Source organism: Streptomyces sp. SL06 (assembly GCF_058244745.1).
The window spans coordinates 1,552,728-1,569,327 of record NZ_JBSYOT010000002.1; the positions used below are offsets into that span (position 1 = coordinate 1,552,728).

Annotated in this window: 18 protein-coding genes and 2 pseudogenes; 12 read left to right on the forward strand and 8 right to left on the reverse strand. The window is 71.2% G+C overall.

Annotated features, from left to right (window positions below; translation table 11 throughout):
* Nucleotides 1–458: 458 nt before the first annotated feature.
* Nucleotides 459–1,235, forward strand: coding sequence for a relaxase domain-containing protein (locus AC4IHM_RS06860; protein ID WP_490866199.1), 777 nt, complete (start codon nt 459–461; stop codon nt 1,233–1,235).
* Between the two features lie 182 nt (nt 1,236–1,417).
* Nucleotides 1,418–3,520 (forward strand): annotated as a pseudogene (locus AC4IHM_RS06865) (ATP-dependent DNA helicase); the annotation flags it as partial.
* Nucleotides 3,521–3,528: 8 nt separating this feature from the next.
* On the opposite strand, the gene AC4IHM_RS06870 reads toward AC4IHM_RS06865, so the two are convergent.
* Nucleotides 3,529–3,846: a protein-tyrosine phosphatase family protein gene (locus tag AC4IHM_RS06870; RefSeq protein WP_490866200.1), complete on the reverse strand. Its 318-nt coding sequence runs from the start codon at nt 3,844–3,846 to the stop codon at nt 3,529–3,531.
* 60 nt (nt 3,847–3,906) lie between these two features.
* On the opposite strand from AC4IHM_RS06870, the gene AC4IHM_RS06875 reads away from it, so the two are divergent.
* Both AC4IHM_RS06875 and AC4IHM_RS06880 read left to right on the forward strand, forming a co-directional pair.
* Nucleotides 3,907–4,197 carry a hypothetical protein gene (locus AC4IHM_RS06875; RefSeq protein ID WP_490866201.1) on the forward strand — a complete coding sequence of 97 codons (291 nt, stop codon included), beginning with the start codon at nt 3,907–3,909 and terminating at the stop codon, nt 4,195–4,197.
* 73 nt (nt 4,198–4,270) lie between these two features.
* Nucleotides 4,271–5,047 (forward strand): SDR family NAD(P)-dependent oxidoreductase, encoded by a 777-nt coding sequence (locus tag AC4IHM_RS06880; RefSeq protein ID WP_490866202.1) that lies wholly within the window; start codon nt 4,271–4,273, stop codon nt 5,045–5,047.
* 62 nt (nt 5,048–5,109) lie between these two features.
* On the opposite strand, the gene AC4IHM_RS06885 is transcribed toward AC4IHM_RS06880, so the two are convergent.
* Nucleotides 5,110–5,787 (reverse strand): PucR family transcriptional regulator ligand-binding domain-containing protein, encoded by a 678-nt coding sequence (locus AC4IHM_RS06885; RefSeq protein ID WP_490866203.1) that lies wholly within the window; start codon nt 5,785–5,787, stop codon nt 5,110–5,112.
* Between AC4IHM_RS06885 and AC4IHM_RS06890 the strand changes: the two are divergent.
* Nucleotides 5,773–6,155, forward strand: a pseudogene (locus tag AC4IHM_RS06890) (FAD binding domain-containing protein); the annotation flags it as partial. The gene AC4IHM_RS06885 and the pseudogene AC4IHM_RS06890 sit on opposite strands and share 15 nt — an antisense overlap.
* Nucleotides 6,156–6,250: 95 nt before the next feature.
* Here AC4IHM_RS06890 and AC4IHM_RS06895 read toward each other — a convergent pair.
* On the reverse strand, nt 6,251–6,742 hold the full coding sequence (locus AC4IHM_RS06895; protein WP_490866204.1) for a molybdopterin-dependent oxidoreductase: 492 nt from the start codon (nt 6,740–6,742) through the stop codon (nt 6,251–6,253).
* Between the two features lie 359 nt (nt 6,743–7,101).
* Between AC4IHM_RS06895 and AC4IHM_RS06900 the strand changes: the two genes are divergently transcribed.
* The gene (locus AC4IHM_RS06900) at nt 7,102–7,248 is read left to right on the forward strand and encodes a hypothetical protein (RefSeq protein ID WP_490866205.1); all 147 of its coding nucleotides are present in this window, start codon (nt 7,102–7,104) and stop codon (nt 7,246–7,248) included.
* A 37-nt stretch (nt 7,249–7,285) separates the two neighbouring features.
* A complete protein-coding gene (locus tag AC4IHM_RS06905) occupies nt 7,286–8,131 on the forward strand; it encodes a DUF2637 domain-containing protein (RefSeq protein ID WP_490870779.1) in 846 nt (281 codons plus the stop codon).
* Nucleotides 8,132–8,189: 58 nt separating this feature from the next.
* Here AC4IHM_RS06905 and AC4IHM_RS06910 read toward each other — a convergent pair whose 3' ends face one another.
* Nucleotides 8,190–8,633, reverse strand: a complete 444-nt coding sequence (locus AC4IHM_RS06910) for a DUF6299 family protein (protein ID WP_490866206.1) — start codon at nt 8,631–8,633, stop codon at nt 8,190–8,192.
* Between the two features lie 400 nt (nt 8,634–9,033).
* Here AC4IHM_RS06910 and AC4IHM_RS06915 point away from each other — a divergent pair, with 400 nt between their 5' ends.
* Both AC4IHM_RS06915 and AC4IHM_RS06920 read left to right on the forward strand, forming a co-directional pair.
* A complete protein-coding gene (locus AC4IHM_RS06915) occupies nt 9,034–10,236 on the forward strand; it encodes a tyrosine-type recombinase/integrase (protein WP_490866207.1) in 1,203 nt (400 codons plus the stop codon).
* Complete coding sequence (locus AC4IHM_RS06920; protein WP_490866208.1) at nt 10,229–10,435, forward strand: hypothetical protein; 207 nt, start codon at nt 10,229–10,231, stop codon at nt 10,433–10,435. The genes AC4IHM_RS06915 and AC4IHM_RS06920 overlap by 8 nt, the downstream gene beginning before the upstream one ends.
* 22 nt (nt 10,436–10,457) lie before the next feature.
* On the opposite strand, the gene AC4IHM_RS06925 is transcribed toward AC4IHM_RS06920, so the two are convergent.
* Nucleotides 10,458–11,183 carry a nucleotidyltransferase domain-containing protein gene (locus AC4IHM_RS06925; RefSeq protein WP_490866209.1) on the reverse strand — a complete coding sequence of 242 codons (726 nt, stop codon included), beginning with the start codon at nt 11,181–11,183 and terminating at the stop codon, nt 10,458–10,460.
* Here AC4IHM_RS06925 and AC4IHM_RS06930 point away from each other — a divergent pair.
* Complete coding sequence (locus tag AC4IHM_RS06930) at nt 11,175–11,405, forward strand: DUF5999 family protein (RefSeq protein WP_490870780.1); 231 nt, start codon at nt 11,175–11,177, stop codon at nt 11,403–11,405. The genes AC4IHM_RS06925 and AC4IHM_RS06930 overlap by 9 nt on opposite strands.
* A 20-nt stretch (nt 11,406–11,425) precedes the next feature.
* On the opposite strand, the gene AC4IHM_RS06935 is transcribed toward AC4IHM_RS06930, so the two are convergent.
* Genes AC4IHM_RS06935 through AC4IHM_RS06945 form a run of 3 tightly spaced genes read right to left on the reverse strand, consistent with a single transcriptional unit; the run spans nt 11,426 to nt 13,955 of the window.
* On the reverse strand, nt 11,426–12,253 hold the full coding sequence (locus AC4IHM_RS06935) for an alpha/beta fold hydrolase (RefSeq protein WP_490866210.1): 828 nt from the start codon (nt 12,251–12,253) through the stop codon (nt 11,426–11,428).
* Between the two features lie 20 nt (nt 12,254–12,273).
* On the reverse strand, nt 12,274–12,672 hold the full coding sequence (locus AC4IHM_RS06940) for a RidA family protein (protein ID WP_490866211.1): 399 nt from the start codon (nt 12,670–12,672) through the stop codon (nt 12,274–12,276).
* On the reverse strand, nt 12,669–13,955 hold the full coding sequence (locus AC4IHM_RS06945) for an acyl-CoA dehydrogenase family protein (RefSeq protein ID WP_490866212.1): 1,287 nt from the start codon (nt 13,953–13,955) through the stop codon (nt 12,669–12,671). The genes AC4IHM_RS06940 and AC4IHM_RS06945 overlap by 4 nt, the downstream gene beginning before the upstream one ends.
* Before the next feature lie 126 nt (nt 13,956–14,081).
* Here AC4IHM_RS06945 and AC4IHM_RS06950 point away from each other — a divergent pair, with 126 nt between their 5' ends.
* Together AC4IHM_RS06950 and AC4IHM_RS06955 are read left to right on the forward strand one after the other, a co-directional pair.
* Nucleotides 14,082–15,740, forward strand: a complete 1,659-nt coding sequence (locus tag AC4IHM_RS06950; protein WP_490866213.1) for an AMP-binding protein — start codon at nt 14,082–14,084, stop codon at nt 15,738–15,740.
* A gap of 15 nt (nt 15,741–15,755) precedes the next feature.
* Entirely contained in the window at nt 15,756–16,586 is an 831-nt protein-coding gene (locus AC4IHM_RS06955; RefSeq protein WP_490866214.1) for a PaaX family transcriptional regulator, read from the forward strand.
* The last annotated feature ends 14 nt before the right edge of the window (nt 16,587–16,600 follow it).

A 16,600-nucleotide genomic window follows, 5' to 3' on the forward strand; every position in this document is an offset into this window, starting at 1 on the left:
ACCGCCGAGGCCGATGGGGAACGCGAAGCACTGACCGAGGGGTTGGAGTCTGACCGGGAGGCGCTGGAACGCCTCGATGATGACCATTACGACGGGATCATCGACCGGGCCACGTGGATGCGGCAGCGCTCCCGGCTGGTTGAGCGCATCCGTTCTCGGCAGCATGACTATCAGCAGCGTCTGGCCCGCATCCCCGTCGTAGACGTGAACCTTGAAGTGAGCACCGTCGCCTCCGAGTGGGAGGGGCGGAGTGCGACGTGGCAGCACGAGGCCGCGAGGCTGGTGCTGGATGCGGTGCTCATCCACGCCCACCCCAAGGGGGTGCCGACGGTGGTGCCCAAGCGCCGGGGCGATACCAAGGAGTCGTACCAGGCGCGGTTGCGGGAGCACCGGAACGATCTACTGGCCCGCCGAGTCGAGTTCATCCGGCACTGGATTCGGCCCAGCGGGATGCCCTCGTGGAGATACAGCGGTGGGTCGGTCAGCACTCCGTCACTCGTGTCGGGCCGAGGGATGCGCGGGAGGTCGTGCCCATCGAGCAGATGCAGGTCGTCGGGATCGGACATAAGACCTCGCGTGCTGGTGATCCGCACCGGCACATCCATATGCAGATCGGCACCCGCGTCTTCGCCGCTGGGAAGTGGCGGGCGCTCGATACTGCTGCGTTGTTCAAGCAGCAGGGCGCGATCCGGGCAATGGGCACAGCGGTGATCGCCGCACACCCCGAACTGGCGCAGACCTTCGCGGAGCACGGTCTGACCCTCGACCCGGCGAACGGCGAGGTCACGGAGTTGCAGCCGTTCAACGCGCTCATGTCAAAGCGCTCAGCCCAGATCAGGCGCAACCTCGACCGTCTCGAAGCCGAGTGGGAAGCCGCGCATCCCGGTGAGGAACCCGGCCCCGTGATGACCGCGCGGATGCAGGGCATCGCGTGGGCGCACCAGCGGCCCGGTAAGAAGCCCGCCGATCTCAAGAACGAGCAGTGGTGGCGGCAGGAACTTGAGGAAGCCGGCTACGACCCCGCCGCCCTCAACAGGACCGAGACATCTGCGCCGGCGTCGCTGGACGATGTGGCCGTGCAGGAGATTGCATCGCGGGCGCTGGGATCGCTGCGCCTCCGCCGCCTCGACCTGGACGCGACACACGATCCAAGAGCAGGTCACCCGCATCACCACCGAGACAGGCGTACGAGCAGCACCGGCACAGTTGCGGGAGTTCATCGCCATTGCGACTGACGATTGCTTCTCCGTGCTCCCGCCGGACGCACCAGCGCCGGAGCACTTCGCCTATCTGACGAGCGTCGGCGTCCTCGCCACCGAGACCGCGCTGCGCGACCAACTCACCGCCGCGGCCCCGCGCCGAGAGCCGAAACCCGCCGACGTGACTCACCGCGCACGCGGCAGGGCTCGACGAGGGGCAGACCGAAGCCGCCGCTGCCGTGGCCTCACGCGACCCACTGGTGATCGTGGAAGGCGCAGCAGGTGCGGGCAAGACCACGATGCTCGGCGTCGCCATCGAAGTCGCCGCCAAGCACGGCAGGCCGTCGCGGATGGTTGCCCCGACGTTGCGGGCGGCGCAAGTCGCGCACGACGAACTCGGCATACCCGCCACCTCAGTCGCCGCGCTGGTGTACGCGCACGGATGGCGGTGGAACGAAGACGGCGTATGGACACGCCTCACGCGGGGCGACACCGACCCCGAGACCGGACGCACGTTCACCGGCCCGCCACGAGAAGCAGTGTTGCAGCGGGGTCAGCGGGTGATCGTGGACGAGGCCGGGATCCTCGACCAAGACACCGCCCACGCCCTCCTGACCATCACCGCCGAGGCGGGTGCGACGGTCGCGCTCGTCGGCGACCGCGCCCAGTTGCCCGCCGTTGGTCGCGGCGGGGTGCTCGATATGGCTGCGCAGATTCGCGGGCGCACCTATGACATGAGCGAACTCCACAGGTTCACCGATCCCGATTACGCGGTACTCACGCTGGCGATGCGCGGCCGTGAGAACCCCGGCGACGTGTTCGACCGGCTCGCCGCCATGCACCTCGTGATCCTGCACAAGGAGGATGACGCGGCCCGCGAGCACATCACCGACCACACCCGCGACGGTGAGGCGATCACGGTGGCCACCAACGACGAGGCCACTGCCCTGAACGAGCGCATCCGCGCCGGGAGGGTCGAGGCGGGCGAGGTCAACGACAACATCACGGCGACCGGCAGCGACGGGCTGAGCATCGGGGCCGGTGACCTGATCCAGACTCGGAAGAACGACACCGCGCTCGGCGTGGCGAACCGGCAACAGTGGATCGTCCAGCAGGTCACCGAGGATGGCACTGTGTACGCGCGGGAGGCTGCCAGCGACCGCAAGAACCCCCGCACCGTCACCCTGCCCGCCGAGTACGTGGGTGAGCACGCGCACCTGTCCTACGCCGCGACCGCCTACGGCGTCCAAGGCGCAACTGTCAACGAGGCGCACACCGTCTTGTCGGAGGCGACGAGCGCGGCAGGGGTCTACGTCGGCATGACCCGAGGCCGCCAGACGAACCGGCTGCACGTCATCGCCAAGAACATGGCCGACGCGAGGGCACAGTTCATTGAGGCGATGGAACGCGACCGCGCAGACCGGGGCCTCGACCACGCCACCCGACAGGCCGCCGAAGCGGTACGCGGCCTCATCGCAGACGGCCCGGCGCGATTGGTCACCGAGGAACTCGCCCGCCTCGACCACGAGGCCAAGCGTGCAGAACGGCAGGCGGCACGGTGGGAGCAGATCGCCGCACGCCTCGACGCCCAACGCGCCGCCCACCGAGCCGAGAACGACGAGAACACCGCGGTGCTCCGCAAAGCCGAGGACAGCGCCGAGCGGATACGCGCCGAGGTCGCACGGCCGCTCACCGCCCAGGCCGAGCGCGACGGCGCGGCCTACCTCGCCGCCGTCGAGAACGAGGCCGCCACCAGCGCCCGCCTCGCCACCGTTGGCAGGTTCGGCAGGCGCAAGGCCCGCGCCGAGCACCAGGAGGCGACCGACCATACTCAGACGAGACGAGCGCAGGTACGCGAGACCTGGGGCGAGCCGCCACGCACCAACGAGGCACTGTCCGAGTGGGCGCAACGGCAGGCCCAGCGACGCGCCGAGCAGCACCCCGTGTGCACGACGCCGCCCGTGCCGTCGAAGCGGCACAGGCCGAGCGGGAAGCGACGCGCGAGCGGCACACGCAGGAACAACAGGCGCTGCTGGTCAGCGAGTACGGAGCCGAACGAGTACGCCGCGACCACCTCGGCATGCGCATTACCAACCCGCGCCGCGACGCACGAGACGCCCGCACGCGAGCCGCGATGCTCCGCGCCGAGGCCGACGAAATCCGCAGCCTCCCCGTCAACGAAGCCGCCCGACGCATCGAGGACAAGCAGGCCGAGCGCGAGAACCAGCAACGGCGGGCAGCGGAACGGGCGCGGCAGTTCGGAGACCCATTCGAGCACGACCCCTACCGCAGCGGGCCGCGGCGCGACGGGCCGAGACTAGGGCTGTAATCAGGGCTTCAAGGAGGTGGAGACCTTGCTGATCCAACGTCGTTGTTGGCGTGTTTCCACCGCACGCCGGTGATAGTGCTTCCGCACCCAGGCCACAGCATCATCAGCAGGTATCCCGCTCAGGATCGCGAGCACTGACAAGGCCGTTCCGGTGCGCCCGACGCCACCGCCGCAGGCAATCTCGACCCGCTCCGACACCACTCGTTGGTTCGCCTCACGGAGGGCGTCCAGAGCATCTGCAGTGGAGTCCGGCAGCCGGAAGTCGCGCCAACGCACCCAGCGATACGGCCAGTCCTTGATGCACGGGTCGCGACCCACCAGGTAGACACCGAACTCGGGGGTGGGGCCGTCAGCAGACGACCTCCGCAGCCCCCGCCCTTGAACGCGACGACCATCAGGGAACTCAACAACCCCTTCCCCCACGTCCCAACTACCCATATCAGCAGGCTAACGTCCCGCCGCATAGTCTCGACAGAGTGGACGTGCGAAGCCGACGAACTGCGCAGGCTCTCGATCAACGAAGCCGCCGACCGCATCGAGGCTAAGCACACGGAGCGAGAGCGCACGCAGCAGGAGGTAACGGGCCGCGAACTGCAGTTGCCTGCCCCGTTCGAGCGCGATCCCCATCGCCACGACACAGGCCGCGCCGTATCGGAACAGGGCCTCTAGAGCAAGTCGAGCCGCGCATGGTAGGTGCGACAATGGCAGTGCAGCGCACGATCAAGCAGAGGAGGAGGCCGCGATGATTGACACAGGTCTGAACGGTGCCGTCGTCTTGGTCACAGGCGGCGCAAGCGGGATCGGTGCAGCAGTCTCGCGTGCCTTTGCCGAACAAGGCGCACGAGTTGCGGTGCACTACCTCGACGATGCTGACTCTGCCCCAGAGGGAACGACGTGGGAACACGTGATCCCCGCGCAGACGGAAGCAGAAGCACTCGCGGACTCGCTTCCGCAGGCTGCCGCCATCGGTGCCGACCTCTCCCAGGATGGTTCCGAGGCGGCTCTCTTGGATGCAGTCGCGGCATCCTTGGGCGAGGTCGATGTGCTCGTCAACAACGCCGCCCACTGCGAGAGCCCTGATACCTACCAAGGGCTCTCCAGCGCCAGCCTGACGAGGCACTATCGGGTCAACGCAGTCGCTCCCACGATGCTGGTCTCCGAACTCGCCCGCAGACGCGCCGGGAAGGAAACTCGTGTCATCAACATCAGCACAGACGCCGCTCGCGCGTTCCCCGGACAAGTCGGATACGGGTCATCCAAGGCAGCTCTGGAAGCACTGACCAGAGGCGCAGCCATCGACCTCGGCCCTCACGGGATCAGGGTCAACGCTGTCGCTCCTGGCCCGGTCCAGACGGGGTGGATGAGCGAAGAACTCGTCCACGAGGCGGTGGCAGCAATCCCGCTGGGTCGCGTCGGCACGCCAGAGGACATCGCCGATGCGTGTGTGTTCCTGGCTTCACACCAGGCGCGATGGATCACCGGCCAGGTCCTCCAGGTCGCGGGCGGCCACGCACTCTAGCCGCTCCCGAGCGTTCGATACCCCACCCGCTCGTCCAGCCGATAGACTAGAAACCGCAGAAACTAGCCGATCAAGACGCGACTACTTTTGCTCCCCCACGGCGTGACTCCGTCGGCCTCCACGGGTACCGTCACGCCGCTGCCGCCGCCGGGCAGCGCGGCGGCGTCCCGCGCGAGGAGCGGTGCGGCGCCGGGTGTGGCCGCGACGGTCCGGCCCGTGGCGGTCAGGACGTAGGCGGCGGGGGCCTCGGGGTGCGCGAGCGCCGTGGTGAGGATCAGGGCCGGGTCGGCGTCGTCCAGGACCAGTCGGTCCAGTCGGGCGCGTATGTGTTCCGGCAGTGCGTGGTGCCGGCCGAGCCGGCCCCACTGGTGCAGGTAGACCGCGTCCGTGATGGTCCTGAACATCACCCTGGTGGGCACGCCCGCCAGGGGCACGCCATGGCGCAGGCACGCTTCGACCAGCTCGTCGGGTATCGCGCCGTGGGTCTCCTCCCCGGCGAGCAGCGCGGCGGCGCCCGCGCTCTTCAGTCCGGAGACGAAACGGTCGGCCTTGTCCCGCCCGCCGTCCTCGCTCCACCACACGAGCCCGCTGAGCACGACCTCGCCCGGCCGGACGAAGCGGACGGGGTCCTCCAGGTCGGTGACGGTGACTCCGTTGATCTTCCGGCGCAGCAGCTCGTCCTCGGCCCAGAGCAGGCGCAGACCGAGGGACTCGTCCCGCAAGAGATGTTCGACGTGCATGTGCTGCGGCTCCTCAAACGGCTGTCGGCACCGTGGCAACCGGGCGATGTCTGGCCGGCCGGCGGCATCTCTCTGTTCTCGGAGCCGCAGCCGCGTCTGCGGCGCCTGGTCGACCTGAGCCGTACCGGCTGGACACCGGCGCAGCAGCACACGGACGGCTCCATGGAGATCGCGGCCACCTGCACGATCGCCCAATTGTCCAAGTTCGCGCAGGACTTGACGGCGCGGACGGCGCCGCTGTTCGAGCAGTGCTGCCGGGCCTTCCTCGCCTCGTTCAAGATCTGGAACATGGCCACCGTCGGCGGCGATCTCTGCAACGCACCCTGCCCGCCGACCCGATGATCTCCCTCACCACCGGGGGTGACGGCGGGCAAGGGCGCGGGAAGGCACCCGTAGCACCGCGCGGTCTCGCGTCCCCGCAGCAGGGCCGGCCCGGTGTCCCGGCCCGGCGGCGGCTGTCGCGTCAGCGGGATCCGTCCAGGGCGTGGTAGCCGCCGTCCACCCGGATCGCCTCGATTCCGCTGATGTGGCGCGCCCCGCAGCGGTCCTGGGGCAGCACCAGCTGCGGACCCACGCGGTCGAGGGCGGCGCCGTCGAGGGTGACCGCGAGCAGGACGGGGGCACGTCCGAAATCGGGGTCGATCTCCGCCCAGGACATCAGGGCGTGGTGTCCGTCCGCTCCCCGTACCGCGATCAGGAAGCGCAGCCGGTCCTTGCGCCGGGCGGGGTCGAAGTCGGGGGCGCTGGCCGCCAGCACGTCGTGCAGGAGCGGACCGGTGAAGTGGTGGTGCTGGACACCGCTGGTCGCGCATTCGAAAGCGACCCGGGCCTCGTGCTGGGGCCACGCCAGAAGGTCGGGCACCGCCAGCCGGGCCGGACGGCCCAGATCACCGGTGATGGCGACCTCCGCCGGCGGGCCGTGGGCCGTGTCGGTGGCTACGAGGGACTGGCTCACGGGCTACCACCTCCCGCATGACCGTACCCGGCCGACCGGCCCGCACAAACGCAGATGCCATGCCACGGCCGAGAATGTCCGGCTCATGCGAAGCGGCAGGATACTTTCTCCTCGCATTTGCCTCGACGTCATCGGCGTACGCGCGCACCTGCGGGCCGGACGCGGAGACCCGCGCCGGACCGGTGTGAATTCGGGATTGGGTAAGTATCGCAGAAATCGTTCACTCGACTGCCGCGCATCCGACGGAGTAGGCGGACGTTACTTCGGATATGACCGAGGAACACGGGGAATTGGTGACGCTTGGCCCGTATACATACAGGCCCGGCAGAAATCACTGTCCGTCACCAAAGGAAGGCACCTTGACCAGAGGTGGTCTCCCCGTTCCGCTCCGGGTGACCGAACCCGTGCTCCAGCGCTTCCTCGATGTCATGACCGAGCTGGAAACCGGGCTGGCCGAGCGCTGGTGCCGGTCCCAGGGGGCCTTGACCTACACCCGGGCGGAGTGACCCGCGCATGGTGTACGAGGAACGGGCTCACCACTACATGCCGTACGGAGAAGGCCCGTTGCACGCCATGGGCACCGGCCGGCACCGGGCGCCCGAGGGCGTCTTCCAGGAGGCCCTGGTCCCGCCCGAACCCGGCTGGGACCCGGCGGAGGAACTCGCGTTCATGCTCCAGGACGCGATGGAGCAGCAGCACACCGCCCCGCACGGCGCGGACCCCTCGGTGATCGCCCCCGCGCCGGGCACGCCGTTGGGCAACCTCCAGGAAATCACCGCGGAACTGCCCCCGTTGAGAGAGCACCCGACCAGTCACCGCAGGGTCCGCAGGACGAGAAGGATCAGCCGGCTGCGCGCCGCCAGCCTGTTCGTCGCGGCGCTCGCCGCGGTCATCGCCGCCTCCGTGAGCCTGTTCGGCGGCATGGTCGCCTACGAGCCGCTGCGGCTGGCCGCCGTGACCCGCACCCGCGCCAGTGTCGTCTCCTGGTGGCCGCTGCTGGTCTACGGGCCCTGGCTGGTGGCGTCGCTCGCGGTGCTGCGGGCCGCGTTGCACCAGCGCCGAGCGGTCCACTCCTGGGCGGTGGTCCTGCTGTTCTCGGCCATCGCGATGCTGCTGTGCATCGCGGAGGCGCCGAGGACGGTCAGCGACGGCGCGGCGGCGGCACTACCCGGGCTGGCCTCGCTGGTCTGCTTCCAGCAGGTCATCCGCCAGATCACGCTCACCCGTCCGCCCCGGCGGGCGATGCCGCGCCACCGGCAGCGCGCCGTGTCCGCGCCGGGCGGCGAGATGGCGGGTGCGGCGGTTCCGGACCCGGTGTCGCTTCCGCAGCAGCGCCGGAATCCCGCGCGTTCACCGCGGCCCGACCCGGGGTTCGGGAGACGGGGCTGATCATCCGTCGCCGCACCGCGCGGCCACGTCCACCGGCCCGCGGGATCGAGTGGGGGGGTCAGCTCCCGGTGAGCGTCACGTCCCGGCCGTGGCGTGCGCGGAAGCTCGGCAGGGGCAGCACACCCACGGTGCGCAGCTCCATCAGCGTGGCCTCGACGTTGGCCGCGCCCGGCTTGAGGGCGTTCGCGGAGGACGTGCGGGTGTTGGTCCAGCGGTGCTCCAGGCCGTCGCACACCGCGCGGGTGCCGCCGATGCCGTACCGGACGGACGAGCCGCTCTGGCGTGCGGAGGAGCTGACGAAGACGGGGCCGGTGCCGGGTGCGCAGCGGTAGGTGCCGGAGAGGGTGACGGTGCCGTCGGCGGTGACGCGGCCGGTCGGGTCGACGGTCACCGAGTCCGCGAGGCGGCGGGCGTCGTGCGGGGCCGCCGTCGCGGCGGGGGCGGCCGGCAGGAGCAGAGCGGCGCCTGCGGCCACGGCGAGGGCCACGGATCGTACGGGCATGAGGGGACCTCCCGATGGTTCGCAATGGGGGGTTCCACTGGTACCGGGCGGACGGGCCGGCGGCAGTGACCGTCACCCCTTCGGTGGCGAGTCCGCGTCGGCCGTCGTGGAACCGTCGCCGGGTTGTCCGGGTGTTGTCACGCTTCCCGCCAAAGGCTTGGCGGCGGCTTCCCGCCGGGCGCACGGTCGTCATGCGACGGTCCCGAGGACGGGACGGTCTCCCGACGTGGAGGTGTGCCATGTGTACCCACCGGTCTTCCCGCCCCGCGGCCGGCTCTCCCCCGGCGCGAGCCGTCGCCGCGCATGCCGTCGCCGCCCATCCCGAGCAGGGGTGGTGTGTTAACTGCACCTTCCTGAGGTCGTTGGGCACTGCGATGTCCGACTGCCCAAGGAGTTCTGTGTGACGTCGCACCTGCGCAACCAGCTGATGGAGGGGCGGGCTGTCCTGCCCCGCGTCGGCTCGGTCGTTCAGCTGGATACCCAGCACCCGGCGTACGCCGTACTCGACCCCGCTGGAAGTCCGGTCGAGTCGGTGACGCCCTATCTGCGGGACCTCGCTCTGAACGACAACAGCCCAGCAACCAGCCGCAGTTACGCCAATGACCTGCTGCGGTGGTTCCGGTTCCTGTGGCTTTTGAACGTGACCTGGGACAAGGCGACGGAAGGGGAGGTGGCAGTGATAGTGGGATGGCTTCGTACGGCACCGAATCCGCAGCGCCGCCGCACCCGGCCCGAGGCGCCGCAGCCCGGCTCGGTCAACCCGCGCACAGGCAAGCGGTACCTCAAGGCCGGCTACGCCCCGGCGACGATCAACCACGCCTTGACCGTGGTCGCCAGCTTCTACGACTTCCACCGCGACCTGGGCAAGGGCCCGTTGATGAATCCGGTGCCGGTCTCCGAGGCACGGCGCCGGGCGCTGGCCCACCGCAACCCGGCGGAGGCTATGCCGGCTTTCCGCCGCTCCCGTCTGCGTCAGCGCGTCCCGGCCACCGAGCCCCGGGCCATCCCGGACGCGATGTGGGACGAGTTCTTCGCCGTCATGAACCACGACCGGGACCGCGCCGCGGTACTGCTCTACGTCTCCAGCGGCGCCCGCGCCTCCGAGCTGCTCGGAGTCACCCCGGCTGACGTCGACTGGCCGGCCCAGATCGTCTACGTCGTCTCCAAGGGCACGAAGCTGCGCGAGCCGATCCCGGCGAGCCCGCAGGCCCTGGTGGTGCTGGCCGCATACATCGACGCGATGGGCATGCCCGCTCCGCACGAGCCGGTCTTCCGCACCCGCCGCGGCCCGGACAAGCCGCTCACCTACTGGGCGATGCGGCGCGTCATCCAGCGGGCCAACGACCGGCTGGGCACGAACTGGAGCTTGCACGACCTGCGGCACACGGCGGCCGAGAGGATGGCGAACGACCCTAACCTGACCCTGGTCGAGGTCCGGGCCATCTTGCGGCACGCGGACCTGGCCACCACCGGCCGCTACCTGCACGCCCGTGTTGAGGACCTCTTCGACGCCCTCCAGGCCCACTACCACCGGCCCCGCGTCCAGCCCAGCATCGCGCCGGGCTACGACCCGGACGACTTCAAGGCGGTGTTCGGTGGCTGACATCCAGACCTTCACCACCCGCAACCGACGCACCGACTACAACGGCGACGAGCCGTTCGTCCCCGCTCCCGTCACACGCTTCGCCGGCGCGGACCTGAGGGCGGCACCGGCACCGCTGCCCAGCACACCACCAACCTCGGCATCCCACGCCCACGCCCCGAGGAGATCCAGTGATCCCCAACAAACCACGATCGAGTGAGCGCAGACAAGGAAGAAGCAGGTCAGGTGCGCCAGCGATGCGCATATCCTTCTCTCAGCGGTCCGCCGAACAGGTCGAGCACCCCCTCAACCGCAGTCGCCAACGGTGCGGGATCGGCCCGTTCCGCCAAGGTCTGGTGGCCGTCCAGCAGCGCCTTTCCTCGTGCCGGATCGGCGCTCAGCAGCCTGCGAGGCAGCCATTTACCGATGCCCGTCCAGGCGCCGTGGTGGGCGGTGAGCAGATTGGCAGCTTCGCGCAGGACGAAGTCGGCGAGGGAAAGCTGTTCGTACCGGTTGGTGGGCGGAGTGTCGACCAGGTCGTCCATGAAGCAGGTCAGGCCATAGCGGCCTCGTTCCCATTCCGCCGGCGTGAGCGGCGGCGGCCCGGCCGCGAGTACCTCTCGGGCCTGTTCACACACTCGGGAGAGCTCGCCGTGCGGGTCCATCAACGGCAGGCCCTGGTCGTAGATGAACAGGACCGTGCCGCGGCGGCGGGCTCTGTCCCACTCGAAGAATTCCGGTATATCCGCAACGGTGTTCAGGAACAGCTCGGCCAGCCGGCCCTCATGGCGGACTACCTCGCGGCGGCTGATATCCGAGTCCGGCAAGAGGACTGCAACGTCCAAGTCGCTGGTCTCAGTGGCGCGTCCCTGGGCAGCCGATCCCCCCAGCATGGCCCCCAGGGCATCTGGGAAACGGGTCGTCACCAACCGCAGCGCCTGAGCAGTCAGAGTGCCTTGATCATCCATGGGCGCTCATCGTGCCATCTGCGAAAAGCGGATGCCAGGGGCCGAGCCGGACGCACCCCCGTCGTTCAGATCCCCAGCGAGCCTCGATCGAGTGAAGTGCAGAGAAGGACGCTGCTGTGCGACGGCACGATCGTCTTCGACGACAGCGGTGAACTGCGGCCGGACGGCAGGGTGGTCGCGCCGTGCCGGGGGCCGGCCGGACGGCTGGCGATGGCTGCCTGACCGTCCGCGCCGGGCGGCGTTCAGTGCTTCTCGGCGATGAACTCCCGCAGCAGGGAGGCGAGCAGCTCCGGCTGGTCCTCGGGGATCAGCGTCCGAGTGTCCTCGACCTCCACCAGCCGTCCCTGCGGCAGGAGTTCGGCCAGGCGCCGGCCGTGTTCGCGGGGCATCATGAGGTCTTCGAGTGCCCAGACGACGAGCGCGGGCCTATCGAAGCTCCGCAAGCCCCGGGCGGCCTCCAGCAGTTCACCGCGGCGGACGTGTGTGTTGTAGTACCGGAAGTCGCGCCGGATCGCCGGGTCGGTGCGCAGCGGGCGCAGCCAGCCTTCGACGACGGCGTCCGGCACCGGCCGCTTGGTGAGGGCGCCGATGCCGACGGGCAGCCGGCGCAGCGGTTTCAGCCCCAGGACGCGGACCAGCAGGGGCACGCCGCCGGGCACCCGGCAGGCGAGGCCGATCATCTTTCCGGGCAGGCCGGGCGGGTAGTTGTCGAACGCCTCGCACGCGACGAGCGCCAGCCGCGCGAGGCGCTCGGGGTGCCGGGCCGCCACCGTCTGGGCCCGTCCGCAGTCGTTCTCGACCAGGGTGACGTCGCTCAGGTCGAGGCGGTCGAGGAACTCCGCGATCAGTTCGTTGACGAGGTCCGGTGTGGGCGGGCGGGACATCGGCCTGCGGTGGGCGCCGTAGGGCAGGGTCGGGGCGATCACCCGGTGGTCGGCGCGCAGGTCGGCGACGACACCGCGCCAGACGGTGGCGTCGTGCACGAGGCCGTGGAGAAGGACGACCACGGGGCCGTCGCCGCCGGTGTCCTCGTACTCGATGGTGCCCGCGCTCAGCTCGATGTTCGGCATACCCGAATGTTAGGGGGCGGCTACGGCAGTACGGCGAACCCGTCGAGTTCCACCAACGCCCGTTCGTCCCACAGTCGCACGACCTCCACCACCGCCATCGCCGGGTAGTCCCGCCCGGCCAGCTCGCGCCAGGTGCGGCCGAGTCCCGCGGCGTGGGTGCGGTAGGCGTCGACGTCCGTGGCATAGACGGTGACGCGGGCCAGGTCGGCGGGGGTGCCGCCGGCGGCGCGCAGGGCGGTCAGGAGGTTGCCGAGGGCCTTGGCGAACTGTTCGGGCAGGGTGTCGCCGGTGACCTCGCCGTCGGTGTCGAGGGCGGTCTGGCCGGCCAGGAACACCACGCGGGTGCCGGTGGCGACGACGGCGTGGGAGAAGCCGGTGGGCGGGGACAGCTCGGGCGGGTTCACCCGTTCGGCGGTCATGCCCGGAACCCCTTGCCCGGGTCCGGTGTCCGGTACAACTCCTTGGCGATGATCTCGCGTTGTACCTCGCTGGCGCCCTCGTAGACGCGGGGGGCGCGTACCTCCCGGTAGAGGTGTTCGAGGAGGTGGCCGCGGCGCAGGGCGCGGGCGCCGTGCAGTTGGACGGCCCTGTCGACGACGTACTGGGCGGTCTCGGTGGCCAGGAGCTTCGCCATCGCGGCACGCCTCGGGACGTCCGGTGCCTGCTCGTCGTACGCCGTCGCCGCCGCGTACACCATCAGGCGGGCCGCCTCGGTGCGCAGGGCCATTTCGGCGACCTGGTGGGAGACGGCCTGGAGGTCGCGCAGCTTGCCGCCGAAGGCGTCGCGGGCGGCGGTGTGCGCGAGGGTGGCGTCCAGGGCGGCCTGCGCCATGCCGACGGCGAAGGCGCCGACGCTGGGGCGGAACAGATTGAGGGTGTCCATGGCGACCCGGAAGCCGCGGTCCGGCTCGCCGAGCACGTCGTCCGCGGTGACGGGCACGGCGTCGAAGGCGAGGGCGCCGACGGGGTGCGGGGAGAGCATGTGCAGGGGCGTGCCGGTGAGGCCGGGGCGGTCGGCGGGCACGAGGAAGGCGGTGACGCCGCGGGCGCCTGCGCCTTGGGTGGTGCGGGCGAACACGGTGTAGAAGTCGGCCTCGGGGGCGTTGGAGATCCAGCACTTCTCACCGGTGAGCCGCCACCCGGAGGGACCGTCCCGCTCGGCGGCAGCCCTCCCGGCGGTCGGCGACGCCGGGAGAGCTGCCGTGTCCGGACCCGCACCCGTGTCCGGGACCGGGGCCGTGTCCGGGACCGGGGCCGTGTCCGGGACCGGGGCCGTGTCCGGGACCGGGGCCGTGTCCCGGTGCGCCCGGAGGGCCAGGGCCGCCGCGTCCGAGCCGGCGTCCGGCTCGCTGAGGGCGAAGGCGGCCACCGCGGTGCCCTCGCTCACGCGGGGGAGCCAGCGGGCGCGCTGGGCGTCGGTGCCGTGGGCGTGCACCGGGTGGGCGCCGAGGCCCTGGAGGGCGAGTGCGGTCTCGGCCTGAGTGCAGGCGTGGGCGAGGGACTCGCGCATCAGGCACAGGTCGAGCGCGCCGGAGGTGAACAGGCGGGACAGCAGGCCGAGGGAGCCGAGTTCGGCGAGGAGGGCGCGGTCGACACGGCCCGGCTCGCCCTTCTCCGCGAGCGGGCGCAGCCGTTCGGCGGCCAGGGCGCGCAGCTCGGCGCACCAGGTGAGCTGCGCCGGTTCGAGCGAGAATGCGGTCATCGCCGGTCCTTCCCCTGCTCCCCCGCCCGCCGGGTCATATCCGAGGTTATCGCGCCCCGTTGACTGCCGTCACCAGCGCGATACGCTCCTTGGGCGAGCCCACCACGGCAAAGGGGGCGAACCGCCATGGCAGACCCGCGCCCCGCGGCACCGCACCGCTCCGCCCACGTCGACACCTTCGCGCGCGACCATCTGCCACCCCGCGACCAGTGGCCCGAGCTGCGCTTCGACCTGCCGGAACTGCGCTACCCCGCGCGGCTGAACTGCGCCGCAGAGCTGCTCACCGGCCCGCCCGACGACCGCCCGGTCTTCCGCACCGCGTCCGGCGCCCGCTGGACCTACGGCGGGCTGCGGGAACGCGTCGACCGGATCGCCCACCTCCTCACCGGCGAACTCGGCGTCGTCCCGGGCAACCGGGTACTGCTGCGCGGCCCCACCACCCCGTGGCTGGCCGCCTGTTGGCTGGCGGTGCTGAAGGCGGGCGCGGTGGCGGTCACCGTACTGGCCCAGCACCGCCCGCACGAGCTGCGCTCGATCGGCGAGATCGCCCGGGTGCGGCACGCCCTGTGCGACGTCCGGTCCGTCGAGGACCTGGCCAAGGCGGGGATACCCGGGCTGCGGATCACGACGTACGGCGGGGACGCCCCCGACGACCTGCTGGGCCGCGGGCAGACCGGTTCGGCGCCGGGCGCGCCGTACCCGGCCGCGGACACCGCCGCCGACGACGTGGCGCTGATCGCCTTCACCTCCGGTACCACCGGGCGCCCCAAGGGCTGCGCGCACTTCCACCGGGACGTGCTGGCGATCGCGGACACCTTCTCGAAGCACGTGCTCGGACCGCGCCCCGACGACCTCTTCGCGGGCAGCCCGCCGCTCGGCTTCACCTTCGGCCTCGGCGGGCTGGTGATCTTCCCGATGCGGGCCGGGGCGAGCGCGCTGCTGCTCGAACAGGCGGGCCCCGGGCAGCTGTTGCCGGCCGTCGCCGAGCACCGGGTGTCGGTGCTGTTCACCGCGCCGACGGCGTACCGCGCGATGCTCGACGAGCTGGACGCGTATGACGTGACGTGTCTGCGGCGCTGTGTCTCGGCGGGCGAGAACCTGCCCGCGGCCACCTGGCGGGCCTGGCACGAGCGCACCGGTCTGCGCGTCATCAACGGCATCGGGGCCACCGAGCTGCTGCACATCTTCGTCTCCGCGGCGGACGACGACATCCGGCCCGGCACGACGGGCCTGCCGGTACCGGGGTGGCACGCGCGCGTGCAGGACGCCCGGGGCGAGCCGCTGCCCGACGGGGAGCCCGGACTGCTCGCCGTGCGCGGACCGGTGGGCTGCCGGTACCTCGCCGATCCGCGGCAGCGGGAGTATGTGCGCGGCGGCTGGAACATCACCGGGGACACCTATGTCCGCGAGCCCGACGGCTACTTCCGGTACGTGGCACGCGCCGACGACATGATCGTCTCCGCCGGGTACAACATCGCCGGACCGGAGGTCGAGGACGCGCTGCTGCGGCATCCGGACGTGGTGGAGGCGGCGGTGGTGGGCCGGCCCGACGCGCACCGCGGGCAGGTCGTGGTGGCCCACGCGGTGCTGAGGGAGGGCGCCGAGCGGGACGCCGAGGCGCTGCGCGTGTTCCTCCGGTCCGAGCTGGCACCGTACAAGTGCCCGCGCGAGATCGTCTTCCCGGACGCGCTGCCGCGCACGGCGACCGGCAAGCTCCAGCGCCACCGGCTCCTGGCTCCGCCGGGCTCCGTCCCCGCTCCGGATCCCCGGGGCGACCAGGTCTGATGCCGACGACATAAGATGATCAACGTGTCCGACCAGCACGCGCAGCACGCCCCGAGGTCCCTGATCGTCACGCTCTACGGCGCCTACGGCCGCTTCGCGCCGGGCCCGGTGCCCGTCGCCGAGCTGATCCGGCTACTGGCCGCGGTCGGGGTGGACGCGCCCTCCGTGCGCTCGTCGGTGTCCCGGCTGAAGCGGCGCGGACTGCTGCTGCCCGCACGTACCCCCGAGGGCGCCGCCGGGTACGAACTCTCCGCCGAGGCCCGCCAGTTGCTGGACGACGGGGACCGGCGCATCTACGCCACGGCGCCCTACGAGGACGAGGGCTGGGTGCTCGCCGTGTTCTCCGTGCCGGAGTCGGAGCGGCAGAAGCGGCACGTACTGCGCTCCCGTCTGGCCGGCCTCGGCTTCGGCACCGCGGCCCCCGGCGTGTGGATCGCGCCGGCCCGTCTGTACGAGGAGACCCGGCACGCGCTGGGCCGTCTGGGCCTCGACACCTACGTGGACTTCTTCCGCGGTGAGCACCTGGGCTTCGCGCCGACCGCCGAGGCGGCGGCACGCTGGTGGGACCTGGCCGCGATCGCCAAGGAGCACGAGGCGTTCCTCGACCGGCACGCGCGCGTGCTGCGCGAGTGGGAGCACCGCGCGGACACCCCGCCCGAGGAGGCCTACCGCGACTACCTGCTCGCGCTGGACTCCTGGCGCCATCTGCCCTACGCGGATCCGGGTTTGCCCGCCCGCCTGCTGCCCGGGGACTGGCCCGGCACGCGCTCGGCGGCCGTCTTCCGGGCGTTGCACGAGCGGCTGCGGGACGCGGGAGCGCGCTACGCGGCCCCGGAGCCGCGGTAGGGCGTCCTGCCCGG

Bases quoted from the DNA above. Each gene is read 5' to 3' on its own strand.
- AC4IHM_RS06880 (WP_490866202.1), top strand. From the start codon at position 4,271: ATGATTGACACAGGTCTGAACGGTGCCGTCGTCTTGGTCACAGGCGGC.
- AC4IHM_RS06885 (WP_490866203.1), bottom strand. From the start codon at position 5,787: ATGCACGTCGAACATCTCTTGCGGGACGAGTCCCTCGGTCTGCGCCTG.
- AC4IHM_RS06905 (WP_490870779.1), top strand. From the start codon at position 7,286: ATGCCGTACGGAGAAGGCCCGTTGCACGCCATGGGCACCGGCCGGCAC.
- AC4IHM_RS06910 (WP_490866206.1), bottom strand. From the start codon at position 8,633: ATGCCCGTACGATCCGTGGCCCTCGCCGTGGCCGCAGGCGCCGCTCTG.
- AC4IHM_RS06925 (WP_490866209.1), bottom strand. From the start codon at position 11,183: ATGGATGATCAAGGCACTCTGACTGCTCAGGCGCTGCGGTTGGTGACG.
- AC4IHM_RS06935 (WP_490866210.1), bottom strand. From the start codon at position 12,253: ATGCCGAACATCGAGCTGAGCGCGGGCACCATCGAGTACGAGGACACC.
- AC4IHM_RS06940 (WP_490866211.1), bottom strand. From the start codon at position 12,672: ATGACCGCCGAACGGGTGAACCCGCCCGAGCTGTCCCCGCCCACCGGC.
- AC4IHM_RS06945 (WP_490866212.1), bottom strand. From the start codon at position 13,955: ATGACCGCATTCTCGCTCGAACCGGCGCAGCTCACCTGGTGCGCCGAG.
- AC4IHM_RS06950 (WP_490866213.1), top strand. From the start codon at position 14,082: ATGGCAGACCCGCGCCCCGCGGCACCGCACCGCTCCGCCCACGTCGAC.
- AC4IHM_RS06955 (WP_490866214.1), top strand. From the start codon at position 15,756: ATGATCAACGTGTCCGACCAGCACGCGCAGCACGCCCCGAGGTCCCTG.